The 25092-nt window shown below is 31.2% G+C and carries 22 protein-coding genes; 13 read left to right on the plus strand and 9 right to left on the minus strand.

Annotation, left to right across the window (positions count from 1 at the left end):
• The 3 genes from R2808_RS03475 to R2808_RS03485 form a co-directional block, all read right to left on the minus strand.
• On the minus strand, window positions 1-2329 hold a 2329-nt coding region (locus tag R2808_RS03475; RefSeq protein WP_371269570.1), incomplete at its 3' end, for a glycoside hydrolase family 3 N-terminal domain-containing protein.
• A gap of 320 nt (window positions 2330-2649) precedes the next feature.
• Window positions 2650-4626, minus strand: a complete 1977-nt coding sequence (locus tag R2808_RS03480; protein WP_371269571.1) for a thiamine pyrophosphate-dependent enzyme — start codon at window positions 4624-4626, stop codon at window positions 2650-2652.
• Window positions 4627-4664: 38 nt separating this feature from the next.
• Window positions 4665-5831, minus strand: a complete 1167-nt coding sequence (locus tag R2808_RS03485; protein WP_371269572.1) for a proline dehydrogenase family protein — start codon at window positions 5829-5831, stop codon at window positions 4665-4667.
• Between the two features lie 93 nt (window positions 5832-5924).
• On the opposite strand from R2808_RS03485, the gene aroB reads away from it, so the two are divergent.
• The 5 genes from aroB to R2808_RS03510 all read left to right on the plus strand — a co-directional run bounded on the left by aroB (window position 5925) and on the right by R2808_RS03510 (window position 11305).
• Window positions 5925-6995 (plus strand): 3-dehydroquinate synthase, encoded by a 1071-nt coding sequence (gene aroB, locus R2808_RS03490; protein WP_371269573.1) that lies wholly within the window; start codon window positions 5925-5927, stop codon window positions 6993-6995.
• Between the two features lie 180 nt (window positions 6996-7175).
• Window positions 7176-8573 carry an arginine decarboxylase gene (locus tag R2808_RS03495; protein ID WP_371269574.1) on the plus strand — a complete coding sequence of 466 codons (1398 nt, stop codon included), beginning with the start codon at window positions 7176-7178 and terminating at the stop codon, window positions 8571-8573.
• A 164-nt stretch (window positions 8574-8737) separates the two neighbouring features.
• Window positions 8738-9709: a deoxyhypusine synthase family protein gene (locus R2808_RS03500; RefSeq protein ID WP_371269575.1), complete on the plus strand. Its 972-nt coding sequence runs from the start codon at window positions 8738-8740 to the stop codon at window positions 9707-9709.
• Between the two features lie 86 nt (window positions 9710-9795).
• Window positions 9796-10107 carry a hypothetical protein gene (locus R2808_RS03505; protein WP_371269576.1) on the plus strand — a complete coding sequence of 104 codons (312 nt, stop codon included), beginning with the start codon at window positions 9796-9798 and terminating at the stop codon, window positions 10105-10107.
• Window positions 10108-10204: 97 nt separating this feature from the next.
• A complete protein-coding gene (locus tag R2808_RS03510; protein ID WP_371269577.1) occupies window positions 10205-11305 on the plus strand; it encodes a hypothetical protein in 1101 nt (366 codons plus the stop codon).
• 160 nt (window positions 11306-11465) lie between these two features.
• Here the strand turns inward: R2808_RS03510 and R2808_RS03515 are convergent, their stop codons facing one another.
• The 3 genes from R2808_RS03515 to R2808_RS03525 all read right to left on the minus strand — a co-directional run bounded on the left by R2808_RS03515 (window position 11466) and on the right by R2808_RS03525 (window position 14003).
• Window positions 11466-12419, minus strand: coding sequence for a phosphoribosylaminoimidazolesuccinocarboxamide synthase (locus tag R2808_RS03515; RefSeq protein ID WP_371269578.1), 954 nt, complete (start codon window positions 12417-12419; stop codon window positions 11466-11468).
• A gap of 76 nt (window positions 12420-12495) precedes the next feature.
• Window positions 12496-13008, minus strand: coding sequence for a hypothetical protein (locus R2808_RS03520; protein WP_371269579.1), 513 nt, complete (start codon window positions 13006-13008; stop codon window positions 12496-12498).
• 44 nt (window positions 13009-13052) lie between these two features.
• A complete protein-coding gene (locus R2808_RS03525) occupies window positions 13053-14003 on the minus strand; it encodes a PhoH family protein (protein WP_371269580.1) in 951 nt (316 codons plus the stop codon).
• Between the two features lie 145 nt (window positions 14004-14148).
• On the opposite strand from R2808_RS03525, the gene R2808_RS03530 reads away from it, so the two are divergent.
• From R2808_RS03530 to R2808_RS03565, 8 genes are all read left to right on the plus strand, one after another.
• Entirely contained in the window at window positions 14149-14967 is an 819-nt protein-coding gene (locus R2808_RS03530) for an S-adenosyl-l-methionine hydroxide adenosyltransferase family protein (RefSeq protein WP_371269581.1), read from the plus strand.
• Window positions 14968-14969: 2 nt separating this feature from the next.
• Window positions 14970-15266, plus strand: a complete 297-nt coding sequence (locus R2808_RS03535; RefSeq protein ID WP_371269582.1) for a putative quinol monooxygenase — start codon at window positions 14970-14972, stop codon at window positions 15264-15266.
• A 66-nt stretch (window positions 15267-15332) separates the two neighbouring features.
• Entirely contained in the window at window positions 15333-16058 is a 726-nt protein-coding gene (gene gldF / locus R2808_RS03540; protein ID WP_371269583.1) for a gliding motility-associated ABC transporter permease subunit GldF, read from the plus strand.
• Window positions 16058-17752 (plus strand): gliding motility-associated ABC transporter substrate-binding protein GldG, encoded by a 1695-nt coding sequence (gldG, locus tag R2808_RS03545; RefSeq protein WP_371269584.1) that lies wholly within the window; start codon window positions 16058-16060, stop codon window positions 17750-17752. Before gldF ends, gldG begins: the two co-directional genes overlap by 1 nt.
• A gap of 85 nt (window positions 17753-17837) precedes the next feature.
• Window positions 17838-18956, plus strand: a complete 1119-nt coding sequence (gene dnaN, locus R2808_RS03550) for a DNA polymerase III subunit beta (protein ID WP_371269712.1) — start codon at window positions 17838-17840, stop codon at window positions 18954-18956.
• Between the two features lie 355 nt (window positions 18957-19311).
• Entirely contained in the window at window positions 19312-20742 is a 1431-nt protein-coding gene (mnmE, locus tag R2808_RS03555) for a tRNA uridine-5-carboxymethylaminomethyl(34) synthesis GTPase MnmE (protein ID WP_371269585.1), read from the plus strand.
• A gap of 101 nt (window positions 20743-20843) precedes the next feature.
• Window positions 20844-21338, plus strand: coding sequence for a transcriptional regulator (locus tag R2808_RS03560; protein ID WP_371269586.1), 495 nt, complete (start codon window positions 20844-20846; stop codon window positions 21336-21338).
• A complete protein-coding gene (locus R2808_RS03565; protein WP_371269587.1) occupies window positions 21338-21979 on the plus strand; it encodes a nucleotidyl transferase AbiEii/AbiGii toxin family protein in 642 nt (213 codons plus the stop codon). The genes R2808_RS03560 and R2808_RS03565 overlap by 1 nt, the downstream gene beginning before the upstream one ends.
• A gap of 147 nt (window positions 21980-22126) precedes the next feature.
• On the opposite strand, the gene R2808_RS03570 is transcribed toward R2808_RS03565, so the two are convergent.
• The 3 genes from R2808_RS03570 to R2808_RS03580 are packed head-to-tail and all read right to left on the minus strand — an operon-like array spanning window position 22127 to window position 25092.
• The gene (locus R2808_RS03570; RefSeq protein ID WP_371269588.1) at window positions 22127-23245 is read right to left on the minus strand and encodes an ABC transporter permease; all 1119 of its coding nucleotides are present in this window, start codon (window positions 23243-23245) and stop codon (window positions 22127-22129) included.
• Between the two features lies 1 nt (window position 23246).
• Window positions 23247-24347, minus strand: a complete 1101-nt coding sequence (locus R2808_RS03575; RefSeq protein WP_371269589.1) for an ABC transporter permease — start codon at window positions 24345-24347, stop codon at window positions 23247-23249.
• Between the two features lie 10 nt (window positions 24348-24357).
• Entirely contained in the window at window positions 24358-25092 is a 735-nt protein-coding gene (locus R2808_RS03580; RefSeq protein ID WP_371269590.1) for an ABC transporter ATP-binding protein, read from the minus strand.

Here is a 25092-nt window from a genome sequence, read left to right on the forward strand (position 1 = left end):
AAATAATAAACGAAAAATCGCTGTATTTGTATTTTGCTTTGGGTAATAACTCGCTATCGGCTATTGCTTTTATAATAGAATCGTTATAATCTTTTCGAAGAAATAAATTTTCGGCTACTTGATACGGAAATGCTTCCGAATAGGTTTTTCTGTAATATTTACTATTGGGCTTTCCATTTTCGTCTAATGTATTTTTATAAAAACCTATCCAAGGTTGAAAACGCGCCTGATGTGTAAGCATATCTACTAAAGTAGCATTGGCTTTATTCGAATTTTTAAATACCGGAAGCATATTGCCTAACTTGCTTTGCATTGTAACTTTTTCTTTTTCAAACTGAAGCATTACATTAGGTAAAGTGGCTAAAATTTTTGTTAACGATGCTACATCGTATAAATCGGTATTTTTTACAGGAATTTTATTGTCGTAAGTAAAATAGCCAAACGATTTTTGATAAACTACTTTTCCTTTTCGAGCTACTAAAACTTGAATTCCTGGTGTCATTTTTTTAGAAATTGCATAATTAGCAACCGAATCTATTTTATTTAAAACCCGAGAATCCATAGCTTCATTCTCGGGAACACCAAAAGTTAATCGGCTCAATTTTGGTGTTACAATTCCGTCGTTTACATTAAAATTATTGGCTATAGTAACAGGTAATTTTCCCTTGCATGCAATTCCACCAAAAATGGCTTCGGCAGCTGCTGTTTGGGCAAATTCATTATTTTGATATGCAACTACTAAACCTTCAATATTTTGAAAGTTTGGAAAACTTAACAATGAATATGGCTTGGTAAAAAAGCTTACAATTACTTTGTTTTGTTTCGCAATTTTATCAATCCACAATTTGTCTTCGACTGTAGGATTGTGGTTTTTCCAAGCACCATCGGGTTTATGAAAACCTATAATTACTTTAGAAAAATCTTCTAACTGAACTAATGCCGAATCTAAATTTTTAGTCGTTATAGGCGTTATTTCTGTATAGTTTTGCAAGCGTTCTAAAAATATTCCGCTACTATCGTTACCTAAAGCTACGTATGCTATTTTTTCTTTTTCGATATTTTTTATTGGAACAATTTTTTCTTTATTTTTTAACAATGTTATAGCGTATTCGTATAAATTATAATTAAGCGCATCGTATTTTGATTGGTTTAAATCGGCAACTAAATTATCTAAATTTATAGGTTTATAATGGTTTAATCCTGCTTTGTATTTATACGATAATATCTTTTTAACCGATTCTTCTATACGAGCATCGGTTAGTCTTCCATCGGCATAAGCAGTTTTAAATTTTTCAATGGCTACAGGCACATTTTCGGCAAATAACAAAATATCGTTACCTGCAAGAAAAGCTTCTAAATCGATAGCACCTGGTTCTTTAAAATTACTTGCACCTTTCATGTTAAGTGCATCGGTAAAAATTAACCCTTTAAAATCTAATTCTTTTTTTAACACATTGGTTACAATATTATATGAAATAGAACTTGGATAACCCATACGCTTTTCGAGAGATGGCACACTTAAATGTGCTACCATTACACTTGATAAACCATTGCTTATTAATTCTTTATACGGATAGAGTTCTACATTATCTAATCGTTCTTTTGAAAAATTAATTACAGGTAGTGTGTGGTGCGAGTCTTTTGCCGTATCGCCATGACCAGGAAAATGCTTTGCCGTGGCAAAAACACCATTTTCTTGTAAACCACGCATTAAAGCTTCTGCTGCATTGGCAACGTTTATTTTATCTTCGCCAAACGAACGATTACCAATAATTGGATTATTTGGATTGGTGTTAATATCGACAACTGGCGCAAAATTAAAATGAATACCCATTCTCTTAGATTGTTCTGCCATTTGCTCGCCCATTTTACGAAGTAAACGATAATCTTGAATAGCGCCAAGTGTCATATTCCAAGGATAGCGATACGTAGAGTCTAATCGCATGGCTAAACCCCACTCGGCGTCAATGCCGATAAATAATGGTAATTTGGCTTTGGCTTGATAACGATTGGTTTGTTGTGCTTGACGAACTGGACCACCTTGAAAAAAAATGATTCCACCAATTTTATACTTTTCTACTAAATTATCGATTTCGGCGAAATGACTTTCAGTTTTATTTGAGTAAGCCGCAACCATAAACAATTGCCCAACACGTTCTTCGAAACTCATTTGATTGTAAACGCTATCTACCCATTTTTGCTGAAAAATTGCTGTAGAATCTTTTATTTCAATTTGGGCTAAAGTATAATTTTTTGTTGCTAAATTTCGTTTGGGTACACCAATAAATTGAAATAAAACAAGTATAAAAAGTGCTGAAATGTATCGCATTTGTGGTATTTAAAATATTTTTTTTCCAAATTTAATTTGGAACTTATTTCTAAAAAAAGAATCTGAACTTGGTTCAGATTACAAAAATACTTTTTTAGATGGTTTTCAAATATAGTTATTTTTTTATTTTTAAAAAATTGCCTAATTAATTTGTTATTTAGAACTTTTCAAAAATCTTGCCAAATTAAGTTAAGAAATATAGTTTTAAGTTTGCAGTAAACAGTAGGTTTTTTATAAATAACAAAATCCTAATTCACATCATGAGAAGAACTAGGATAAAACGCTTAATTAGTATAAATTGTTTTTTTCTTTTTTAAATTCTAGTAGGCTAATAATTCTTTTAATTCTTTTTCAAAACGTTGCTTGGGTAAATATTGATCTTCTAATGCTTTTACAAACGGAATAGCGGTTTCAATACTTGCTACTCGTTTTACGGGAGCATCTAAATATTGAAAGCAGTTTTCCATAATCATTGCAGCAATATCGCTTGCCACACCTCCAAATAATGTATCTTCTTGTAGAATAATTACTTTATTAGTTTTTTTAACAGAATTAAAAATGGTTTCCCAATCCATTGGTTGTAAAGTTCTTAAATCAATTAAATCAGCTGAAATTTCAGAATTATTATTTAATGTATCTAATGCCCAATGCACCCCTGCACCAAACGAAATAATGGTTACCTGATTTCCTTCTTTTAGTAGTGATGCTTTACCTAATGGTAGCGTGTAATAATCTTTTGGCACATCTTGATAAATACTTCTGTACAATTGTTTATGCTCGAAAAACAAAACTGGATTTGGGTCGTTAATAGCTGTATTTAATAAGCCTTTTGCATCATACGGAAATGCGGGATACACCACTTTTAAACCTGGTGTTTTAGTAAACCACGCCTCATTAGTTTGCGAGTGGAACGGTCCAGCTTGCGTTCCGCCGCCACAAGGCATACGCACCACTACATCGGCTTTTTCGCCCCAACGGTATTTTTGCTTGGCTAGTAAATTTACAATGGGATTAAACCCAGTAGAAACAAAATCGGCAAATTGCATTTCTACAATTGCTTTATACCCATTAATTGATAAACCGTTAGCCGCTGCAACTACAGCACTTTCGCAAATTGGCGTGTTGCGAACGCGTTCTTTACCAAATAAATCGACAAAACCTTCTGTAATTTTAAAAGCGCCACCGTATTCGGCAATATCTTGTCCCATAATAACTAAATTATTATGTCGTTCCATAGATTGTTTTAAACTTTGCGAAATAGCATCAATTAAACGACTGTTTTCAACTTCATTTGAATGGTTAATTTGTTGATAGTTAAAATATTCGTAAACATCATTTAATTCTTCACTTAAATTAGCAACAACTTCGGGTTGGGCTTGGGTCATTGCCCAATTTTCATCAATTTCTTGTTTAATTTCTGCTCGTATTTGCTCTTCTTGATCTGGTAACAAAATGAACATTTTTTCTAAATACTGTCTGTAATTTTCAACAGGATCTTTTTTCGCCCATTCGTCCATTAATTCTTGCGGCACATATTTTGTTCCACTCGCCTCTTCGTGTCCACGCATTCTAAATGTTTTGAACTCTAATAAAACGGGACGAGGATTTTCTATCATTGATTTTTTTAAATCGGTAATTTTAGTGTAAATTTCTAAAATATTATTTCCATCTATAATATGGCTTTCCATACCGTAACCCAAACCTTTATCGGCTAAATTTTCACAACGGTATTGTTCGTTTGTTGGAGTTGATAATCCGTATCCGTTATTTTCAATAACAAAGAAAACAGGTAAATTCCAAACGGCTGCAATATTTAAAGCTTCGTGAAAATCGCCTTCAGAAGTTGCGCCTTCTCCTGTAAATACGGTAGTTACTTGATTATTTTTCTTAAGCTTATTGGCTAATGCAATTCCGTCGGCTACACCCATTTGCGGTCCTAAATGCGAAATCATGCCAATAATTTTATACTCTTGTGTGCCAAAGTGAAAACTTCTATCGCGTCCTTTTGTGAAACCTTCTTTTTTACCTTGCCATTGTGAAAATAAACGGTGCAACGGAATTTCGCGAGTAGTAAAAACACCTAAATTGCGGTGCATGGGTAAAATATATTCGTCTTTATCTAATGCAGAGGTAATACCTACCGAAATGGCTTCTTGACCAATACCTGAAAACCATTTTGAAACTTTTCCTTGACGAAGTAAGATGAGCATCTTTTCTTCTATCATTCTTGGTTTTAGTATTTTTTTGTATAAATCGATTAACTGTTCGTTAGTTAAATTTTTTTTATCGAAATTCATTTTTAATGCGATATTGAATTTTTGAAATGTAAAATTACTTAAAGTTTTCTTCTTTGTTTTTCTCGTTTTATTAACGATAATTCTCTACTGGTTTGCCCAGCAACCGATGTGTTTTCTTCGGCACGACGAATTAAATACGGCATTACATCGCGTACTGGTCCAAAAGGTAAATATTTTGCTACATTATAACCTTTTTCGGATAAGTTAAAGCTAATATTATCACTCATTCCGTATAATTGACCAAAGAAAATGCGTTTATCGTTTTTTGCAATGTTATTTTCTTGCATTAATTGCATTAACTTATAAGAACTGTCTTCGTTATGAGTACCCGCAAAAATGGCCATTTTATTTATATGTTCAACCATATAGTTTACCGCACAGTTATAATTATCGTCGGTAGCTTGTTTGGTTTCGCAAATAGGCGATTTGTACCCCATTTCTTTGGCACGATTATTTTCTTTCTCTAAGTAGGCACCACGAACTAATTTCATTCCAATGTAGAAGTTATGTTTTTTAGCTTTTTCGTGTAATTTTTTTAAATAATCCATTCTATCCCAACGATACATTTGAAGCGTATTGAATACTACCGCTTTTTCTTGATTGTATTTTTGCATCATGCTTTCAATTAAACTATCTGCGGCTTCTTGCATCCAACTTTCTTCTGCATCAATTAATAGTGGAACATCTTTTTCGTAAGCTGTTTTACATACTGTATCAAATCTTTCAATTACTTTTTGCCATTCTTCGTTTTCACTGGGCGTTAATTCTTTTCCTTCACCAATTTTTTGATATAATGCAAATCTTCCGAAACCTGTAGGTTTAAAAACCGCAAATGGAATTGCCATTCGTTCTTTTGCAAAATTTATTGTTTTAAGTGTCATGGCTAAAGCAGCGTCAAACTGTGTTTCTTCTTCTTTTCCTTCTACCGAATAATCTAAAACCGATGAAACGCCTTTGGTAAACATTCTATCTACTACTGAAAGACAATCCATTTCGTTTACACCGCCACAAAAATGATCGAAAACAGTAGAACGAATTAAACTTTCAACGGGTAAATGTGCTTTTAATGCAAAGTTAGTTACGGCTGTTCCTATGCGTACAAGTGGTTCTTTTTCAATAAGTTTAAACAAAAAATAAGCACGTTCTAGTTCGGTATCGCTTTTTAAAGCAAAGGCAACTTCAGTATTGTCAAATATTTTTTCCATTGTGTCGTTTATAAAGTGGTACAAATATACTTCAGATGCTTTAATTTTTACATAAAAATTATCGTATTTTGCACAAAATTGAAAAATCGTAAAATGCAAGTAATTAAAGCTACAAATCATTCTATACTTTTTAACGAAAATTGTTATACCTATTTAAACGATATTCTTTTAGTTACTACTTTTTCTAAAGTTTTTATTCTGGTTGATGAAAATACAGCGTCATTTTGTTTACCTCATTTTTTATCGAATATTACTACCGAAATTAATCTTGAAATTATTGAATTAGATGCTGGTGAACAATTTAAAAACATTGATACTTGTACACAATTATGGCAAACTTTACTAGATTTAGGCGGCGATAGAAAAAGCTTGATAATTAACTTAGGTGGTGGCGTAATTACAGATATTGGCGGATTTGTTGCCAGTACTTTTAAACGCGGCATTGCCTTTATTAATGTTCCTACTACGTTGCTTGCTATGGTAGATGCGGCTATTGGTGGAAAAAACGGTGTAGATTTAGGTACTTTAAAAAATCAAATTGGTTGTATTTGCGAACCAAAAGCAGTTTTAGTTGATACTTCTTTTTTAGAAACTTTGCCTACACAACAAATGCGATCTGGACTTGCCGAAATGCTAAAACACGGTTTAATTTCAGATAAAAATTATTGGGATAAATTTAAAACGTTATCGTCATTAAACACGGAAGATTTAGATGCGTTAATTCATCAATCTATACTTATAAAAAATAAAATAGTTACAGAAGATTTAACCGAAACTGGCTTACGAAAAACCTTAAATTTCGGACATACTTTAGGGCACGCTATTGAAAGTTATTGTCTTCAAAACCAAGAAAAAGAAAGTTTATCACACGGTCATGCTGTGGCAATCGGAATGATATTAGCAAGTTTTTTATCTAAAGAAAAAGAATTGCTTTCTAAAGAAGAATATCATGAAATTAAATACATTATAAATGAGTATTTTGATACAGTTGATTTTTCTGAAAATGATATTGAACAAATACTAAAATTACTTATTTTCGACAAAAAAAACGAATTTGGAAAAGTACAATTTGTTTTATTAACTAAAATAGGAAATTGTGTTATTAATCAGTTTTGCGATGATAAATTAATTAAAGACGCTTTTTTTGATTATAATTACAAGTAATTTTTAAATTCAATATTTTATTTGTTTACTTTTGTACTTTAGTAATTATATTTTTTGCTATACAACTATGTTTTTAAAACGATTTTATAAAAAATTAACCATCAAATTCTCTAATTTAAGAGTTTGAATTGTAGTGTTTAAGCGTTAAACTATTTATAAACATTACATCTTAATTCTATAATGAAAACAAGTTATTCCGATTTAATTAATCAAACTTTCTATTTTCCTCAAGAGGAATTTACTTTAAATAAAGACAACCTTCAGTTTCATGGTATCGATTTAATGAAATTAGTAGAAGAATACGGCACACCTTTAAAGTTTACCTATTTACCTAAAATTTCTAAAAACATTCGCCAAGCAAAATTATGGTTTCGAAATGCGATGGAAAAACTAGATTACGATGGTAATTATTACTATTGTTATTGTACCAAAAGTTCGCATTTCAAATTTGTATTAGACGAAGCCTTAAAAAATAATATTCATATTGAAACATCATCAGCTTTTGATATTAATATTGTCGAAAACTTAATCAACGAAGGTAAAATTAATAAAAACACTTATGTAGTTTGCAACGGGTTTAAACGCGATCAATACATCGAAAATATTGCGCGATTAATTAATAACGGTCATAAAAACACCATTCCAGTTATCGATAATTACGAAGAATTAGATTTGTTACAAGAACAAATAAAAAGTAAAATCAAAATTGGAATTCGTATTGCAGCCGAAGAAGAACCAAAATTCGAGTTTTATACTTCTCGATTAGGTATTGGCTACAAAAACATTGTACCTTTTTACCGTAAGCAAATTCAAGAAAACAAAAAGGTGGAACTTAAAATGCTTCACTTCTTTATCAATACTGGTATTCGCGACACGGCCTACTATTGGAACGAATTACTAAAATGTATGAAAGTGTACATTGCACTAAAAAAAGAATGTCCAACATTGGATAGTTTAAATATTGGTGGCGGTTTCCCTATTAAAAACTCATTGGCATTCGATTATGATTACCAATATATGATTGAAGAAATTTTAAACCAAATAAAAATTGCTTGCGACGAAGCCGAAGTAGATGTACCTCATATTTTTACCGAGTTTGGTTCATTTACCGTAGGCGAATCTGGTGGTGCTATTTACGAAGTATTGTATCAAAAACAACAAAACGACCGTGAAAATTGGAACATGATTGACTCGTCGTTTATCACTACGCTACCCGATACTTGGGCAATTAACAAACGATTTGTAATGCTAGCTGTAAACCGATGGAACGACACTTACGAACGAGTTTTATTAGGCGGATTAACCTGCGATAGCGACGATTATTACAACTCCGAGCAACACATGAATGCTGTATATTTACCAAAATACAATAAAGAAAAACCACTGTACATAGGGTTTTTCAATATTGGTGCCTACCAAGAAACCATAGGCGGTTTTGGCGGACTACACCACTGCTTAATTCCGCAACCTAAACATATATTAATTGATAGAGATAAAAATGGTATTCTAGCAACTGAAGTATTTTCAGAACAACAAAATGCTGATGATGTACTGAACATTTTAGGTTATAAAAAATAAATAATTAAAGCTAATCCTGCTATTCGCTGTATCTTTTTAGTTTTTCCGTTTCACTACAAAACAAAAAAGGATGCCGCTACTATCAGGGCTAAAAAAACAATACAAGTTCAAAATAAAAATAAACCAGCTAAAGGCTTACTGCTAATAGCTAAAAGCAAAACATAATGAAAGGACCAATTTCTCAATTTATTGAAAAACACTATTTACATTTTAATGCAGCCGCTTTAGTAGATGCAGCAAAAGGCTACGAAACACAATTATTAGACAACGGTAAAATGATGGTAACACTTGCTGGTGCAATGAGTACAGCAGAGTTAGGAAAATCATTAGCCGAAATGATTCGCCAAGATAAAATACATATTATTTCTTGTACAGGAGCTAATCTTGAAGAAGACATCATGAACTTAGTGGCTCATAATTCATACAAACGTGTACCTAATTACCGCGACTTATCGCCACAAGAAGAATGGGATTTATTAGAAAACCATTACAACCGTGTAACTGATACTTGTATTCCCGAAGAAGAAGCCTTCCGTCGTTTACAACAACATTTATTCGACATTTGGAACAAAGCAGACAAATCGGGCGAACGTTATTTTCCACACGAATTTATGTATCAAATGATAAAATCGGGCGTGTTAGAACAATATTATGAAATCGATCCAAAAGATTCGTGGATGGTTGCTGCTGCCGAAAAAAACTTACCAATTGTAGTACCTGGATGGGAAGATAGTACTATGGGTAATATTTTTGCATCGTATTGTATAAAAGGTGAATTTAAACCGACAACAATGAAAAGCGGTGTGGAATATATGATGTGGTTAGCCGATTGGTACCGCGATAATTGTGCGGGAAAAGGTATCGGATTTTTCCAAATTGGTGGTGGTATAGCTGGTGACTTTCCAATATGTGTTGTACCTATGTTATATCAAGATATGGAAATGCACGATGTGCCTTTTTGGTCATACTTTTGCCAAATTTCTGACTCAACTACAAGCTACGGTTCGTATTCTGGTGCCGTTCCTAACGAAAAAATCACTTGGGGTAAGCTTGATATCGACACGCCAAAGTTCATCGTTGAGTCTGATGCTACGATAGTTGCACCTTTAATTTTTGCTTATATTTTAGGTTGGTAATTTTTTTGATTTTTTTTAAAAAAATATTTGAATATTTCAATTAGGATATTACATTTGAAAAAAAAATTAAGATTAAATTTAACCCGATGAAAAGAGTAATTGTTGATTACGCAAAATTAACAAACGAAATCTTAACCCTATTAGTTGAGAAGTTTCCTGATGGATATGACGAAACCGACATTATCCGTTTTAAAAATGCTAAAAATGAAACTATTGAAGCGGTTGAGGTTCGTACAGAAGATACTATTTATTTAGTAAAAGTTAGTACCAAATTAGCTGACAGAATCGAAAATTATGATGAAGACGACATCGATGATACTACCGCAGACGATGATTCATTAGACGCATTAAAAGACTTGGAAATTGAAGATGAAGCTTCAACTGAAGATGATGAGTAATTTTGACTTACACAATAAATGAAAAATCCCGATTTACTAATTAGTAAATCGGGATTTTTTTTGGCATAAAAATTGAATTATATACAAAAAATTATTAATGAAATCACTACTTTTTATATCTGTCACACTTTTTTTTATTTCTTGTCAAAAAGAGAACAAATCAAATTTACAGAAAATAAAAGAGCAATTAGAAACTATAAATTTAACTAGTTATACTTTCATTTTAAAAAATGATACACTGATTGAAGGTAAAATGGGCACTCGAATAATGCTGCCAAAAGATATTTTTTCAAATTATACTAACGGAGAAATCAATTTAGAGCTTAAAGAATTTTATACAAAAGAAGCAATTATTCTAAATGGTTTATCAACTGTTACCAATAAAGATGAACTTTTAGAGACTTCTGGAATGTTTTACATTAACTTTACCGAAAATGGGAAACAATTACTAATTCAAAAAGACAAAAGTTACCAAATTTATTTACCAAAAAAACCACTTATTAATAGTAATATTTATTTTAATGATAATGATTCCATTTTTAAATGGAATTTAACATCATCTAAAATAAAAACTTATATTCCTGATATTTTAAAAAATTACTTTTACGGTTTAACAACTAATCAAGACGGTTTAGGAGGATTTTTTAAGGAAACAACAACAGATAGTGTTCAAATTGTAAGAAAACAAGATTCAATAAAACTAAAACAACAAATAATTGAGCATAATACAAAATTATTTAATGATAATCAACAATTTTATACTGAAATAGGAGCAAAACTTGTAAATGGAGAAATTAAATACAATGAAGACAAAAAAACAATAAAATTTTATGCAACTGAAGACGAATTATACAATTTTACATACTCAAAATTAGGATGGATTAACATTGACAAAGTTTTAAACTATGAAATAGAAAAAAACTTTACATTTCATCTCAATAATTCTTTTGATAGGTATTCTTTAAATATAATTTATTTAGATTCAGATTCTTATATTAATGAATATATTAGTAATAATTCAAATAAAATTCCAATTAAATTGCGTGGTAAAATTAAGTTAGTCATATATTCAAACGATGAAACTACCATTTATTATGACAAACTATATATTGATAAAAACTCAAAAACAAATATTGATATTAATTTAAAACCAATTTCTATCACTAAATTAAAAGAAGTGCTTGTTAATCCTAACTAATGAAATAAGTATTTTTTTTATACACCTCAAAGGTTTTAAAAACCTTTGAGGTGTTTTTTGTTTAATTTTAAATAAAAACGTCTTAACTAGCCCCGATAGAGCCAAGCACCGCGTGCAGGCGAAAGCGGGACAAAGTATTTTATGAAAAACTTTGCGTGTGCTACTTATTAGCATTTAAAAATTCCAATACATTTTTTTCGATTCGTGCTTGAATATTAGAAACATCGGCTTTTTGAAATGATTCGCCTAAAATGTTCTCATACAATTCAATATAACGTTCCGAAACAGTCGTAACGTACTCATCTGTCATTTCAGGTATTTGTTGGCCTTCTTTACCTTGAAAACCGTTGGCAATTAACCATTGACGAACAAATTCTTTTGATAATTGTTTTTGTGCTTCGCCTTTTTGTTGTCTTTCTTCATAACCTTCAGCATAAAAATAGCGTGACGAATCGGGTGTATGAATTTCGTCAATTAATACGATTTTACCTTCTTTTGTTTTTCCAAATTCGTATTTTGTATCGACTAGTATCAATCCACGAGAAGCAGCAATTTCAGTTCCTCTTTGAAAAAGCGCCTGCGTATAGTTTTCTAAAACTTCATAATCTTCTTTAGAAACGATACCACGAGTTAAAATTTCTTCACGAGAAATATCTTCGTCATGTTCACCATTATCAGCCTTAGTTGAAGGTGTAATAATTGGATATGGAAATTTATCATTTTCCTTCATTCCATCAGGTAACGAAACACCACAAAGAGTTCGTTTGCCAGCTGTATACTCACGAGCAGCGTGACCCGATAAGTAGCCGCGAATAACCATTTCGACTTTAAAAGGTTCGCACAAATGACCAATGGCAACATTAGCATCGGGTGTTGCTAATAACCAATTAGGCACGATATCTTGGGTTAATTGCATAAATTTGGTTGCAATTTGATTGAGAATTTGTCCTTTGTAAGGTATACCTTTAGGCATAACCACATCAAAAGCGGAAAGACGATCGGTAGCAATCATTACTAATAGTTCATCGTTAATGTTGTACACTTCGCGTACTTTACCTTTGTAAACCGATTTTTGTCCAGGAAAATTAAAATTGGTAGAAATAATTGTATTCATTAATAGTTGAGTTGTTTATTAACCGCAAAAATAATTATATTAATGAATACAATTAGTAAAGAATTCTTTTTTTTACTTATTTAAATCTAATGTTATAGGTTACACCTACACCTACACTTTGGATAGTAACATCATTATCTGCAGAGGTGTTTTGAAAATATCCATAAACATTCCAATCTCTATTATGGTATCCAATATGCGGATTTAAAAATAATCCACCTGAATTATCTTCAATACCCGATAAGAATCCATAGCCTAAATCTAACCCAAAAAACAATCCTTGTGGTTGAAAATAATATCTAGCAAAAGCGGCTAATGGTACTACTCCGAAAGATTCAAAATCATCTTTTTCGAAATAGTGTACATATCCAGACGCAATACCTATACCTACATTTGGGTTTACTAAATATTGCCCGCGTGCATCTATACCTAAATTAAAAGAAGCAACATCACTTGCATCTCCTACGGGTATTCCTGCAACAATTCCTAATTTTAGCCAAGAATTATCTGGCGTAATTTCAATTTCATTATTTTGCGAAAAAAATGTGCCACAAAATACAAAAGCGATAATTGATAAAATTTTTTTCATAATAAAAGCTTAAAAGTGTTAATAATAGTTATTAATAATACAACTCAATCGTTATTTTCAATTCGTTTATAAGCCGCAATAATTTTTTTAACTAATTTGTGGCGTACCACATCTTTATCGTCTAAATAAATAATTCCAACACCTTCTACATCTTTAAGAACAAGCAAAGCTTCTTTAAGTCCCGATGTTGTTCGTCTTGGCAAATCAACTTGTCCTGGGTCGCCCGTAATCATAAATTTTGCGTTTTTTCCCATACGGGTTAAGAACATTTTCATTTGATTATGTGTTGTATTTTGTGCTTCATCGAGAATTACAAAAGCATTATCTAATGTTCGACCTCGCATAAAGGCTAATGGTGCAATTTGAATTATTCCTTTTAGTAAATAATCTTCAAGTTTTTCATGCGGAATCATATCGCGTAAACCATCGTAAAGTGGTTGCATATAGGGATCGAGTTTTTCTTTCATATCGCCTGGTAAAAAACCTAGATTTTCGCCTGCTTCAACTGCTGGTCGTGTTAAAATAATTCGCTTTACTTGCTTTTCTTTTAAAGCTTTAACTGCCATAGCAACACCAGTGTAGGTTTTGCCCGTTCCTGCTGGACCAACAGCAAAAACCATATCGTTTTTAATTATTAAATCGACTAATTTTTGTTGGTTGGGTGTTAATGCCTTTATAAGCTTTCCTCCTACACCATGAACCAAAATTTTATCGCGGTCGCTTATTTGTTGAGCTTCTTGATTATCGCTTTCTAAAATACGCATAATCACATTCTCATCAATATTATTATATCGAGAGTAATGAAGCACTAAACGATTAAATTTTTTTTCAAATTCATCTAATTCTTCTTCTTCTCCAAAAGCTTTTATTAGTGAACCTCTAGCAATTATTTTTAATTTTGGGTAATATTTTTTTATTGCCTCTAAATTAGCATCTCTTGCTCCCCAAAAGTCTTTTGCTGCTATGTCTTTTAATTCTATAATTCTTTCTATCAACAGTTTTAATTTTAAATTATTTGGTTTTTGTTAAAACGCATATTGTGAACAAAATCTTCTTTGAGTATCATCAATTTTTGCGTAGGTTTGTATTCAAAATTAGTAAAAAGTATTGTAGGTTTTAAAATAAGTTATAAACAAATTAATGTCAATAATTACACTAACAACCGATTTTGGTTATAAAGACTATTTTGTAGGCGCAACGAAAGGAAAAATTTTGAAGCAATGCCCTAGTGTAACTATTGTTGATATTTCGCACGAAATAGAAAAATTTAATATTAGTGAAGCCTCGTATTGTATTGAAAGTGCTTATAAAAGCTTTCCAGATAACACTATACATATTATAGATGTAGATAGCGATAGAATTAATACAAATTATCATGTAGCTATACAATGGAATAATCAGTATTTTATTGGGGCTAATAATGGTGTTTTTTCAAATATGTTAGCAAAAAGTAACGCCGAAAAAATTGTTGCCTTAACTTCGTTTTCTAAAACTGTTTTCGATATCGATGTTTTTGTTTCTGCTGCTTGTTATATAGCAAATGGTGGTAAATTAACCGATTTAGGAAATGAAATTTTTGAAATTACAAAACTAAACGAATTTGCACCTCAAATTAACACCGAGCAAACTACAATAAAAGGCCATATTATTTACATAGACGATTTTGGTAATTGTATAACTAATATTTCTAAAGAAATGTTTAAAAACGTAGGCAAAAACAGGGCTTTTGAAATTACGTTTCGCAATAAAACTATTACAAGCATTAAAAGCAAGTATTCCGATTTTGTTACAAGCGATAAATATTTACTTAAAGATTTTGAAGGTGAACGCTTAGCGTTGTTTAACGAAAATAATTTGCTTGAAATAGCTATTTATAAAAGCAACCCAAAAACAGTAGGTTCTGCAGCAACACTACTTGGACTAAAAAACAGAGATTTAATTACAATAAATTTTAAATAAAAATGTTTATAAGAATTGTAAAGATGCGCTTTCAAGAAGATAAAATTGAAGCGTTTTTAGATAATTTTCAACAAGTAAAAGAAAAAATAAGGGGTTTTGAAGGCAATCAATTTTTAGAGCTTTATCAAGATAAAAACGATGAACAAATATTTTTTACTTATAGTTATTGGGAAAGTGAAAACGCATTAGAAAACTATCGAAAATCGACATTATTTAAAGAGGTTTGGAGTTTTACCAAAACACTTTTTAGCGACAAACCCGAAGCATGGAGTGTTAATAGATTAATTACTTTAGATTAATAAACTTAAAATTTTTGCAAGCCAAATAAATTACTTTAATTTTATCGCATTATTTAAACAGCATATATGAAAGCACTTTTGCTTCGAGAAATAAAATCATTTTTTGGTTCGCCCATTGGCTATTTAGTTATTGCCTTATTTCTGTTATTAAACGGATTATTTTTATGGGTTTTCGATGGCGATTTTAATATTTTAAACTCTGGTTTTGCCGATATGAGTCCGTTTTTTAAACTATCGCCATTTATTTTACTCTTTTTAATTCCTGCGGTAACTATGCGAAGTTTTTCCGACGAAAAAAAACAAGGAACTCTCGAATTATTACTAACAAAACCACTATCGAAATGGCAAATTGTAAACGGTAAATTTTTAGGCGCTTTTACTTTAATTGTTATAGCGCTTATTCCTACATTAATTTACGTTTGGGTTATTTCTATTTTTGGAAATCCACCAGGAAATATTGATATAGGAAGCACAACAGGTTCTTATTTTGGATTACTTTTTTTAGTTGCGGCCTATTGTGCAATTGGTGTTTTTACCTCTACACTTTCCGAAAACCAAATTGTAGCCTTTGTTGTAGCTGTTTTTTTATGCTTTGTTTTTTATTTTGGATTTGAAGGAATTGGTAATTTATTAGAACAAAACAATGGTTTCTTATCTCAATTAGGAATGGATTATCACTTTAAAAGTATGAGCCGTGGCGTTATCGATACGCGCGATGTTGTTTATTTTATAAGTATAACCATTTTCTTTTTAGCCTTAACAGTTTATCAACTTAAAACGAATAAAGGATAATGAAAAAGCTAGCATTTAAACAAATCATCATTATCCTAATTGTCTTAATTGGAATAAACTACATTAGTACTTTTTATTTTAAACGATTCGATTTAACACACGATAAACGTTATACCTTATCGCCCACTACTTTAAACATCATAAAAACGGTAAAACAGCCACTGTATATTGATGTGTTTTTAGAAGGGAATTTTCCAGCCGATTTTAGACGTTTACAAGACGAAACACGCCAACTTTTAGAAGAATTTTCGGCTTATAATTCAAATATCATTTTTCAATTTGTAAACCCTGTTGAAAATGAAGAAGAATTAGTACCTATAATGAAACAATTTACCGAAAGAGGATTGCAACCCTTAAATATTTCGGTAACCGATAAGGGAAAACAAACGCAAGAAGTAGTTTTTCCTTGGGCTGTTGCTAGCTATGGCAACAAAGGTGCTAAAGTAGCTTTATTAAAAAATTTATTAGGTGCTTCAACCGAAGAGAAAGTTATTAGTTCGGTACAACACTTAGAGTTTGCCTTTACCGATGCGCTTCGTAAAATAACTACCGAAAAGCAAAAGAAAATTGCCATTTTAAAAGGAAATGGCGAGTTAGAAGATTATTATATTGCCGATTTTTTACGAACGGTTAGAGAAAATTATTTTATTGGTCCGTTTACATTAGATTCGATAGCCAAACAACAACCAACCCAAACTTTAGCCGCTCTCAAAAAATACGATTTAGCGTTAATTGCAAAGCCTACCGAAGCCTTTTCTGAAGAAGAAAAAGAAGTACTCGACCAATTTATTATGAATGGCGGCAAAACCTTATGGCTTGTAGATAATGCGCCATTAAACTTTACCGATTTAAATAACGAACAAGGAATGGCGGTTGCCGCTTACAACGAACTTAACCTAACCGATATGTTTTTTGCTTACGGTTTTCGCTTACCGCACCAACTAATAAAAGACGAATACGGAACGCCAATTAAGCTAGCATCGGGGCAATTAGGCAGCGAAACACAATACCAGCAGTATATGTGGCGTTTTTCGCCTTATATTTATTCTGAAGGCAACAACAATCCTATTGTTAAAAATACTGATGGTATTAAATTTGAATTTGCTTCGCCTATCGAACTATTAAAAAACGATGTAAAAAAGACTGTTCTGTTAAGCAGTTCGCAATACTCTAAATCCATTGGTTTGCCTACTCCTATTTCGCTAGATTTAGTAACCGAAGAAACCAAACCAGAAGATTATAGTAATGAAGATAATTCGTCTAAAGGAAATTTACCAGTAGCTATTCTTTTAGAAGGAAAGTTTAACTCTATGTACAAAAACAGAGTGCTTCCATTTAAAGATGAAAAGTATAAAGACACAAGTATTCCTACTCAAATGATAGTAATTTCTGATGGCGATATTATAAAAAATCAACTAGAAAAAGGTGTTCCACTAGAATTAGGATTTGATAAATGGACCAATACGCTATACGGAAACAAAGAATTTTTAATAAATTGTGTAAATTATTTATTAGACGATAACGGACTTATTAACATTCGTTCAAAAGATGTATCGCTGCCGCTGTTAGATAGAGAAAAAGTGTATCAAAATTATACTTGGGCTCAAATACTAACTATCGGATTACCATTAACGTTACTTGTTTTATTTGGATTTTTATTTTCTTACATACGAAAATACATTTATACAAAATAGTTGTTAATAAATAGATTTTGCATTTGCTAATAATTAAAATATATTTGTAAGCTAAAGTCAATTAACGATTTTTAATAAAAAAATGATGAAGTTTATTGTATCAAGTTCTTACTTGTTAAAACAATTACAAGTTTTAGGTAGTGTTATTAATAGTAGCAACACCTTACCTATTTTAGATAATTTTTTATTCGAATTAGATAAGCAAAAATTAACGGTTTCGGCATCTGATTTAGAAACTACTATGTCGGCAAGTTTAGAAATAGATTCTACAAGCCAAGGTAGCGTGGCAGTGCCAGCAAAATTATTATTAGACATTTTAAAAACTTTTCCAGAGCAACCTTTAACCTTTACCGTTGAAGAAAATAGTACTATAGAAATTAGCTCTGAATCTGGAAAATATGCGCTAGCCTACGCAGGCGGAGAAGAATTTCCAAAGTCTATTGTACTTGAAGAACCATCTTCTACCCTAGTTCCTGCAGAAGTTTTAGCAACTGCTATTAACAAAACCATATTTGCCGCAGGAAACGACGATTTACGACCGGTAATGAGTGGTGTTTTCTTTCAGTTTTCGCCAGAAGGTTTAATTTTTGTTGCAACCGATGCGCACAAACTAGTAAAATATGCTCGTACCGATGTAAAAGCTTCGCAAGTAGCCGAGTTTATTATGCCTAAAAAACCATTAAATATTTTAAAAGGAATTTTAGGTGCTTCTGATGCTGAGGTAACTATAGAATATAACGATTCAAATGCTACTTTTTCATTTGAAAATTATATTTTAACTTGCCGATTAATTGATGGAAAATATCCAAACTATGAGGCTGTAATTCCAAAAGAAAACCCAAATAGATTATTGATTAATAGGAATCAATTTTTAAGTTCGGTACGTCGTGTGGCTATTTTTGCAAATAAAACCACACATCAAATACGATTAAAAGTAGCAGGAACCGAATTAAACATTTCGGCAGAAGATATCGATTTTTCTAATAAAGCAGACGAACGTTTAACTTGCGATTACCAAGGCGATGATATGCAAATTGGCTTTAACTCTCGTTTTTTATCGGAAATGTTAAACAACTTAACTAGCGACGAAATTCAGCTTGAAATGAGTATGCCAAATCGTGCTGGAATTTTAACTCCTGTAGATGGGTTAGATGAAGGCGAAACCGTTACAATGCTAGTTATGCCAGTAATGCTTAGTAATTAAAATTTAGATTTTAGAATTTAGATTTTAGAGTATAGATTTTTCTTTTTTCTTTAATCTTTTTTCTATTTTCTTTACAATTTATAACCAATCCTTAACCTAAGAACCGTATTAACAATAATGTTGTGCGGTTTTTTTATTGAAGATGTATTTGAAGCAACTCATTTTCTGAATTCTAAATTCTAAATTTTGATAGCGTGAAGGATGGAAACGACATCCTGTTATTGCGACTTTTTTAAGATTGCTTCGTTACTCGCAATAACAGATATAGTGAACAGCCTGACCGATCTCGTTTTAATAACGAGAACGGACACGCCCAAATAATTAATATTAGTATCTTTGTCTAAAAGTTATAATAATGATTCCACAAGACACAATTGTTGCCTTAGCTACACCTTCGGGTGCAGGTGCCATTGCGGTTATTCGCCTTTCGGGTAAAAATGCTGTAAGTATTGCTTCGCAAGTATTTCAATCGGTTTCTGGAAAAGATTTAAATAAACAAAAAACGCATACCCTTCATTTAGGACATATTGTAGAAGATGCTAAAGTTTTTGACCAAGTTTTGGTTTCTATTTTTAAAGGACCAAATTCTTATACGGGCGAAAATGTAGTAGAAATTTCGTGTCATGGTTCTACATTTATTCAACAGCAAATTATTCAACTTTTACTTCGCAAAGGAGCAAAAATGGCACAAGCGGGCGAGTTTACTTTACGCGCTTTTTTAAATGGAAAACTCGATTTAAGCCAAGCAGAAGCCGTTGCCGATTTAATTGCATCTGACAATGAAGCGAGTCATCGACTAGCTATGCAACAAATGCGTGGCGGTTTTAGTAATGAAATTACCAAATTACGTGAAGAATTATTGAATTTCGCTTCGCTTATTGAGCTAGAACTCGATTTTAGCGAGGAAGATGTAGAGTTTGCCGATAGAACGGCCTTTCATGAATTAGTAAATCGTATTGAGTTTGTATTGAAACGCTTAATTGATTCGTTTGCAGTAGGTAATGTTATAAAAAACGGAATTCCCGTGGCTATTATAGGCGAGCCCAATGTGGGAAAATCAACATTATTGAACGCTTTACTAAACGAAGAACGCGCCATTGTTTCTGATATTGCTGGAACAACACGCGACACCATTGAAGACGAATTAGTAATTAATGGAATTGGTTTTAGATTTATTGATACAGCTGGAATTAGAGAAACAGAAGACCATGTAGAAAGCATAGGGATTAAAAAAACATTTGAAAAGATAGAGCAAGCGCAGGTTTTAATTCTTTTGCTTGATGCAAAAGAATTAAAAGTTTCGGGTTTAAAGTTCAAAGTTGAAATAGAAAAAATAAAAAATCAGTTCCCTCTTAAACCCTTTATTGTTGTAATTAATAAAGTTGATTTACTTAGTAATGAGGAAATTAACGCTATAAAAAAAGAATTAAACAATTTGAACTTGACTCAAAGCAAAGCCGAAAAAAACAACGTTAAACTTGAAACCATTTCAGCGAAATTTAACATTGGTATTGACGAATTAAAAAACACCTTACTTTCGTTTGTAAACACTGGAGCTCTGCGTAATAATGAAACGATTGTTACCAATACACGCCATTACGATTCGTTATTGAAAGCATTAGAAGAAATTGAAAAAGTAAAATGGGGATTAAACGAAAATATTTCGAGTGATTTGCTAGCTATTGATATTCGATCTGCACTGCACTATTTTGGAGAAATTACGGGCGAAGTAACAAACGACGAGCTATTGGGTAATATTTTTGCTAGTTTTTGCGTGGGCAAATAGAGAGAAAATTCTTACTTTTTTATAATGTATAAATTACAACTTTTCATCTAAACATTGCAAAATTTCTGTATTATATAAACAAATTTGTTTACATTTGTACTATGAGTTTTCAATTAGAAAAATATAAAGGTATTCATCCAGGAATCGTTTTAGAACGTTTATTAGCAAAAAAAGAGATTTTACAACGTCCTTTTGCCCTTTCTATAGGAGAACATCCTCAAACCATTAATGCTATCACAAAAGGCAGAAGAAGTATTAATACTGCATTGGCTTTAAAAATTGAAGCTGCTCTAGGTTTAGAAGAAGGTTCATTGGCTTTTCTTCAAACCTATTACGAAATTGCTCAAGAAAAAAAGAAAGCACTTCGCACTCCTAACCTATCCAATTTACGAAAATCACTTTTTTGGGATACTGATATTTCTAAAATTAATTGGGACAAACAATATAAAGCTATTATTCAACGTGTTTATGAAAGAGGTAATGAAGCTGAGAAAAAAGAATTAGAAGCTTTTTATGGGGAAGATAAAATTAAAACAGCACTTCGAAACACTAGAAGAAAACCTTACACTATCTATAAAAACAAACAAAAAGCATAATGCTCTATTATAATACTGTAAATGATTTACTAAAAAATAGTCTCATTACTTTAATGAATGCGCCTATTTTTGAAAATTTCAGATTAGTAGGTGGCACTGCTTTAAGTTTACAAATTGGACATAGAGAATCCATTGACATTGATTTATTTAGTGATGCTGATTATGGTACAATTAATTTTGAAGAAATTGAAGCTTTTTTGAGAACTACTTTCAATCATGTTAATTCGTTAAATGTTCCACCTGCATTAGGGAAATCTTATTTCATAGGTGATGATGAAAACAACACTATCAAATTAGATATTTTCTATACAGATACTTTTATTCAACCTTACATTGAGGAAGATGGAATACGAATGGCTACCATAGAAGAGATTATCGCTATGAAACTAGATGTTATTCAAAGAGGTGGAAGAAAAAAAGATTTTTGGGATTTACATGATTTGCTTGATTCTTATTCTATTAGTCAAATGATAGAACTACATGAAAAAAGATATCCTTATGACCATAATGAGGAATTAATTATTAAAAACTTTACTCTTTTTGACCAAGCTGATGATGATTTTGATCCAATTTGTTTCAAAGGTAAATACTGGGAATTCATAAAAGAGGATTTTGAAGAACTAATGAATAATAATTCTTAGGCTTTTTTATCCAAATTTGTAACACCTTTTGTACACCTCCACCCTCTTTAACCCTTATAGATAAAGAAAAGTAAAATATTGTATTGGGGGGGGGAAATAGAAAGATTTTTCTTACAAAAAAATAAAGTTTATAATAGTAATGTTATATCAGTTTGTCTTTCTATAACTCCAAACCGCTAATCCATTTATGGTAATTGCAAATAATAGAATTACTAGTAAATTTAATAGTACTTCTTGTAATCCTGCGCCTTTGAGTAAAACCATTCGTATAAATTCAACAAAATAACGAATTGGATTAAAGAGTGTTATGTTTTGCGCCCATTTAGGCATACTTTCAATCGGTGTAAACAAACCACTCATTAAAATAAAAACTACCATAAAAAACCAAGCAATAAACATGGCTTGTTGTTGGGTTTCGGTATGGTTAGAGATAAACAAACCAATACCTAAAATGAGTAATAAATAAATTGAAGTAAATAAATACACTAAAAATATATTTCCTAACATAGGTACGTTAAATACCAATTTTGCAATTGATAATCCAATCGTTAAAATAACCAATCCAAGTATCCAAAATGGAAATAATTTACCTATGATAAATTGGTGCTTTTTAATAGGTGTAACGTTTATTTGTTCTAAAGTTCCTAATTCTTTTTCCCTTACAATATTCATTGAAGAAAGGAATAAAGTAAGCATGGTAACTAATAATACTAAAATACCTGGAACCATAAACGTCTTATAATTTAACGTATTATTATACCAAAATGATGGAATTAGTTCTATTCTACTCAAGTTTTGTTGACTAGATACGTTTTTGTTTTCAAGAGTTATATTCTGATTGTATTGTTGTACAATTTGAGCTATATACACATTTTGAACTCCAGCTGTTGCTCCATCAATTGCATTAATAAGAACTTGAATTGACGTTTTGTTATTGTTTATTAGTTGCTTTTCAAATTGATTCGGAATTTCAATAACTGCATCTGTTTTTCCTTTATTTATGTATTCAATTCCTTCATTTGAAGAGTTTAAAAGTTTCGTTTCAGTAAAATATGAATTCGTTTGAAATTTTTCGATTAAGGCTCTTGATTGCATGGAATGACTATTATCTACAATAGCAATTTTAATGTTTTTCACATCAAATGTAGCTGCATTTGACAATATCAAAAGTTGGAGAATTGGCAAAATGAAAATTAATCGAAGCATACCTTTATCTCTAAAAATTTGCTTGAATTCTTTTTGTATGATATAACGAATGATTCTCATTTTACTCTAATCTTGTTTTGTATTTTTTTATACTTAAACCAATGAAAACTGATGTCATAACTACTAAAATCATGGTTTCTTTGGCAATATATTGTAAGCCAACTCCTTTAAGCATAATCGATTTCACTATAATGATGAACCATTTTGCAGGAATAATGTTACTCATTACTTGCATGGGTAAAGGCATTGAGGCAATGGGAAATATAAATCCTGAAAGTATAATAACAGGAAGCATTAAACCCATTAACGAAATCATCATGGCAGTTTGTTGTGTTTTAGAAATAGTGGAAATAAAAATGCCTAATGAAAGAGCCGTAATAATAAATAATATACTTTCAAAAGCTAATAAAAAGAGACTTCCGTTTATTGGCATTCCGAAAATAAAATAACCCATACTAACAATTACAATAGCATTGATAATCGATAAAAATACATAGGGAAAAACCTTGCCTATAATTACTTGAAAAGGTTTTAAAGGTGAAACCAATAAAACTTCCATTGTACCTAATTCTTTCTCTCTTGTAATAGAGATTGAAGTCATCATTGCAGATACTAACATTAAAATTACCGTCATTACTCCAGGAACAAAATTGAAAACGCTTTTTAATTCTGGATTATATAACATTCGGGTTTGAATATCTATCCCAATATTGTTAGCACTAGAATTTTTATTTTGATAATTTAATAGAATTGATTGCGTATAATTTGCTATTGTATTGGCAATGTTAGGCTCTGTAGCATCAGTAATTACTTGAATAGTTGCCTTTTTTTTGGTTTGCAGTTTTTTTGAAAAATCTTTTTCAAATAATAAAACGGCTTTTATTTTTCCTTTTTTAAATTCAGAAGCAATTGCTTTTTCATTTGTTATTTCATTTTCAATATTGAAATAATCTGAAGCTTTTAACTTTTGAATAATTTTTTCAGATTCTGAATCTTTCGCATAATCTAAAATGGCTACTTCTACATTATTAATTTCATTAGTAATGGCAAATCCAAATAATAAAATTTGAGCAATAGGCATTCCAAAGAGAATAAAAAGTGAGCGTTTATCTCTAAAAATGTGAAAGAATTCTTTTTTTACAAAACCTCTAAATCGCTTCATTACTAATTAATTATTCAATGTTACGAGCCAACTTTAAAAACACTTCATTCATAGATTCAACTCCAAAATGTTTTTTCAAATTCTTTGGCGAATCTAAAGCTTCAATAACACCTTCAACCATTATCGAAACACGATTACAATATTCGGCTTCATCCATATAGTGTGTGGTAACAAAAATGGTAGTTCCTTTATAAGCTTCGGCATAAATTAATTCCCAAAATTGTCTTCTCGTAATTGGATCAACGCCTCCTGTTGGTTCGTCTAAAAAAACAATTTTAGGTTCGTGTAATAATGCAACCGAAAACGCTAATTTTTGTTTCCAACCTAATGGCAAATCGCCAACTTTAGTTTTTGTGATATTTCCCAATTGGAGATTTTCAATTAAAGTTTCTGTTTTTAATTTAATTTGATTTTTTGATAAACCATAAATGCCGCCAAAAAATGTAATGTTTTCTTGTACCGATAAATCGTCATAAAGTGAAAATTTCTGGCTCATATAACCAATACTTTTTTTCACCAATTCACTTTGTGATTGCACATTATAACCTGCAACAATTGCGTTACCACTTGTAGGATTTGAAATACCAATTAGCATTTTCATAGCCGTAGTTTTTCCAGCACCATTTGCACCTAAAAATCCAAATATTTCGCCTTTGTTTACGTGAAAAGAAATACTTTTTACAGCTGTAAAATCTCCAAACTTTTTGGTTAGGTTTTCTACTTCTATGATTTTTTGTTGGTTCAT

This window comes from Flavobacterium sp. (assembly GCF_041392005.1).
Lineage (GTDB): Bacteria > Bacteroidota > Bacteroidia > Flavobacteriales > Flavobacteriaceae > Flavobacterium.

Excerpts from the sequence above, each read along its gene's own strand:
- R2808_RS03560 (WP_371269586.1), top strand. The coding sequence starts at position 20,844 with ATGAGTTTTCAATTAGAAAAATATAAAGGTATTCATCCAGGAATCGTT.
- R2808_RS03500 (WP_371269575.1), top strand. The coding sequence starts at position 8,738 with ATGAAAGGACCAATTTCTCAATTTATTGAAAAACACTATTTACATTTT.
- R2808_RS03485 (WP_371269572.1), bottom strand. The coding sequence starts at position 5,831 with ATGGAAAAAATATTTGACAATACTGAAGTTGCCTTTGCTTTAAAAAGC.
- R2808_RS03575 (WP_371269589.1), bottom strand. The coding sequence starts at position 24,347 with ATGAAGCGATTTAGAGGTTTTGTAAAAAAAGAATTCTTTCACATTTTT.
- R2808_RS03510 (WP_371269577.1), top strand. The coding sequence starts at position 10,205 with ATGAAATCACTACTTTTTATATCTGTCACACTTTTTTTTATTTCTTGT.
- R2808_RS03580 (WP_371269590.1), bottom strand. The coding sequence starts at position 25,092 with ATGAACCAACAAAAAATCATAGAAGTAGAAAACCTAACCAAAAAGTTT.
- gldF (WP_371269583.1), top strand. The coding sequence starts at position 15,333 with ATGAAAGCACTTTTGCTTCGAGAAATAAAATCATTTTTTGGTTCGCCC.
- R2808_RS03520 (WP_371269579.1), bottom strand. The coding sequence starts at position 13,008 with ATGAAAAAAATTTTATCAATTATCGCTTTTGTATTTTGTGGCACATTT.
- R2808_RS03480 (WP_371269571.1), bottom strand. The coding sequence starts at position 4,626 with ATGAATTTCGATAAAAAAAATTTAACTAACGAACAGTTAATCGATTTA.
- R2808_RS03530 (WP_371269581.1), top strand. The coding sequence starts at position 14,149 with ATGTCAATAATTACACTAACAACCGATTTTGGTTATAAAGACTATTTT.
- dnaN (WP_371269712.1), top strand. The coding sequence starts at position 17,838 with ATGAAGTTTATTGTATCAAGTTCTTACTTGTTAAAACAATTACAAGTT.
- R2808_RS03570 (WP_371269588.1), bottom strand. The coding sequence starts at position 23,245 with ATGAGAATCATTCGTTATATCATACAAAAAGAATTCAAGCAAATTTTT.
- gldG (WP_371269584.1), top strand. The coding sequence starts at position 16,058 with ATGAAAAAGCTAGCATTTAAACAAATCATCATTATCCTAATTGTCTTA.
- R2808_RS03535 (WP_371269582.1), top strand. The coding sequence starts at position 14,970 with ATGTTTATAAGAATTGTAAAGATGCGCTTTCAAGAAGATAAAATTGAA.
- R2808_RS03515 (WP_371269578.1), bottom strand. The coding sequence starts at position 12,419 with ATGAATACAATTATTTCTACCAATTTTAATTTTCCTGGACAAAAATCG.
- aroB (WP_371269573.1), top strand. The coding sequence starts at position 5,925 with ATGCAAGTAATTAAAGCTACAAATCATTCTATACTTTTTAACGAAAAT.
- R2808_RS03505 (WP_371269576.1), top strand. The coding sequence starts at position 9,796 with ATGAAAAGAGTAATTGTTGATTACGCAAAATTAACAAACGAAATCTTA.
- R2808_RS03565 (WP_371269587.1), top strand. The coding sequence starts at position 21,338 with ATGCTCTATTATAATACTGTAAATGATTTACTAAAAAATAGTCTCATT.
- mnmE (WP_371269585.1), top strand. The coding sequence starts at position 19,312 with ATGATTCCACAAGACACAATTGTTGCCTTAGCTACACCTTCGGGTGCA.
- R2808_RS03495 (WP_371269574.1), top strand. The coding sequence starts at position 7,176 with ATGAAAACAAGTTATTCCGATTTAATTAATCAAACTTTCTATTTTCCT.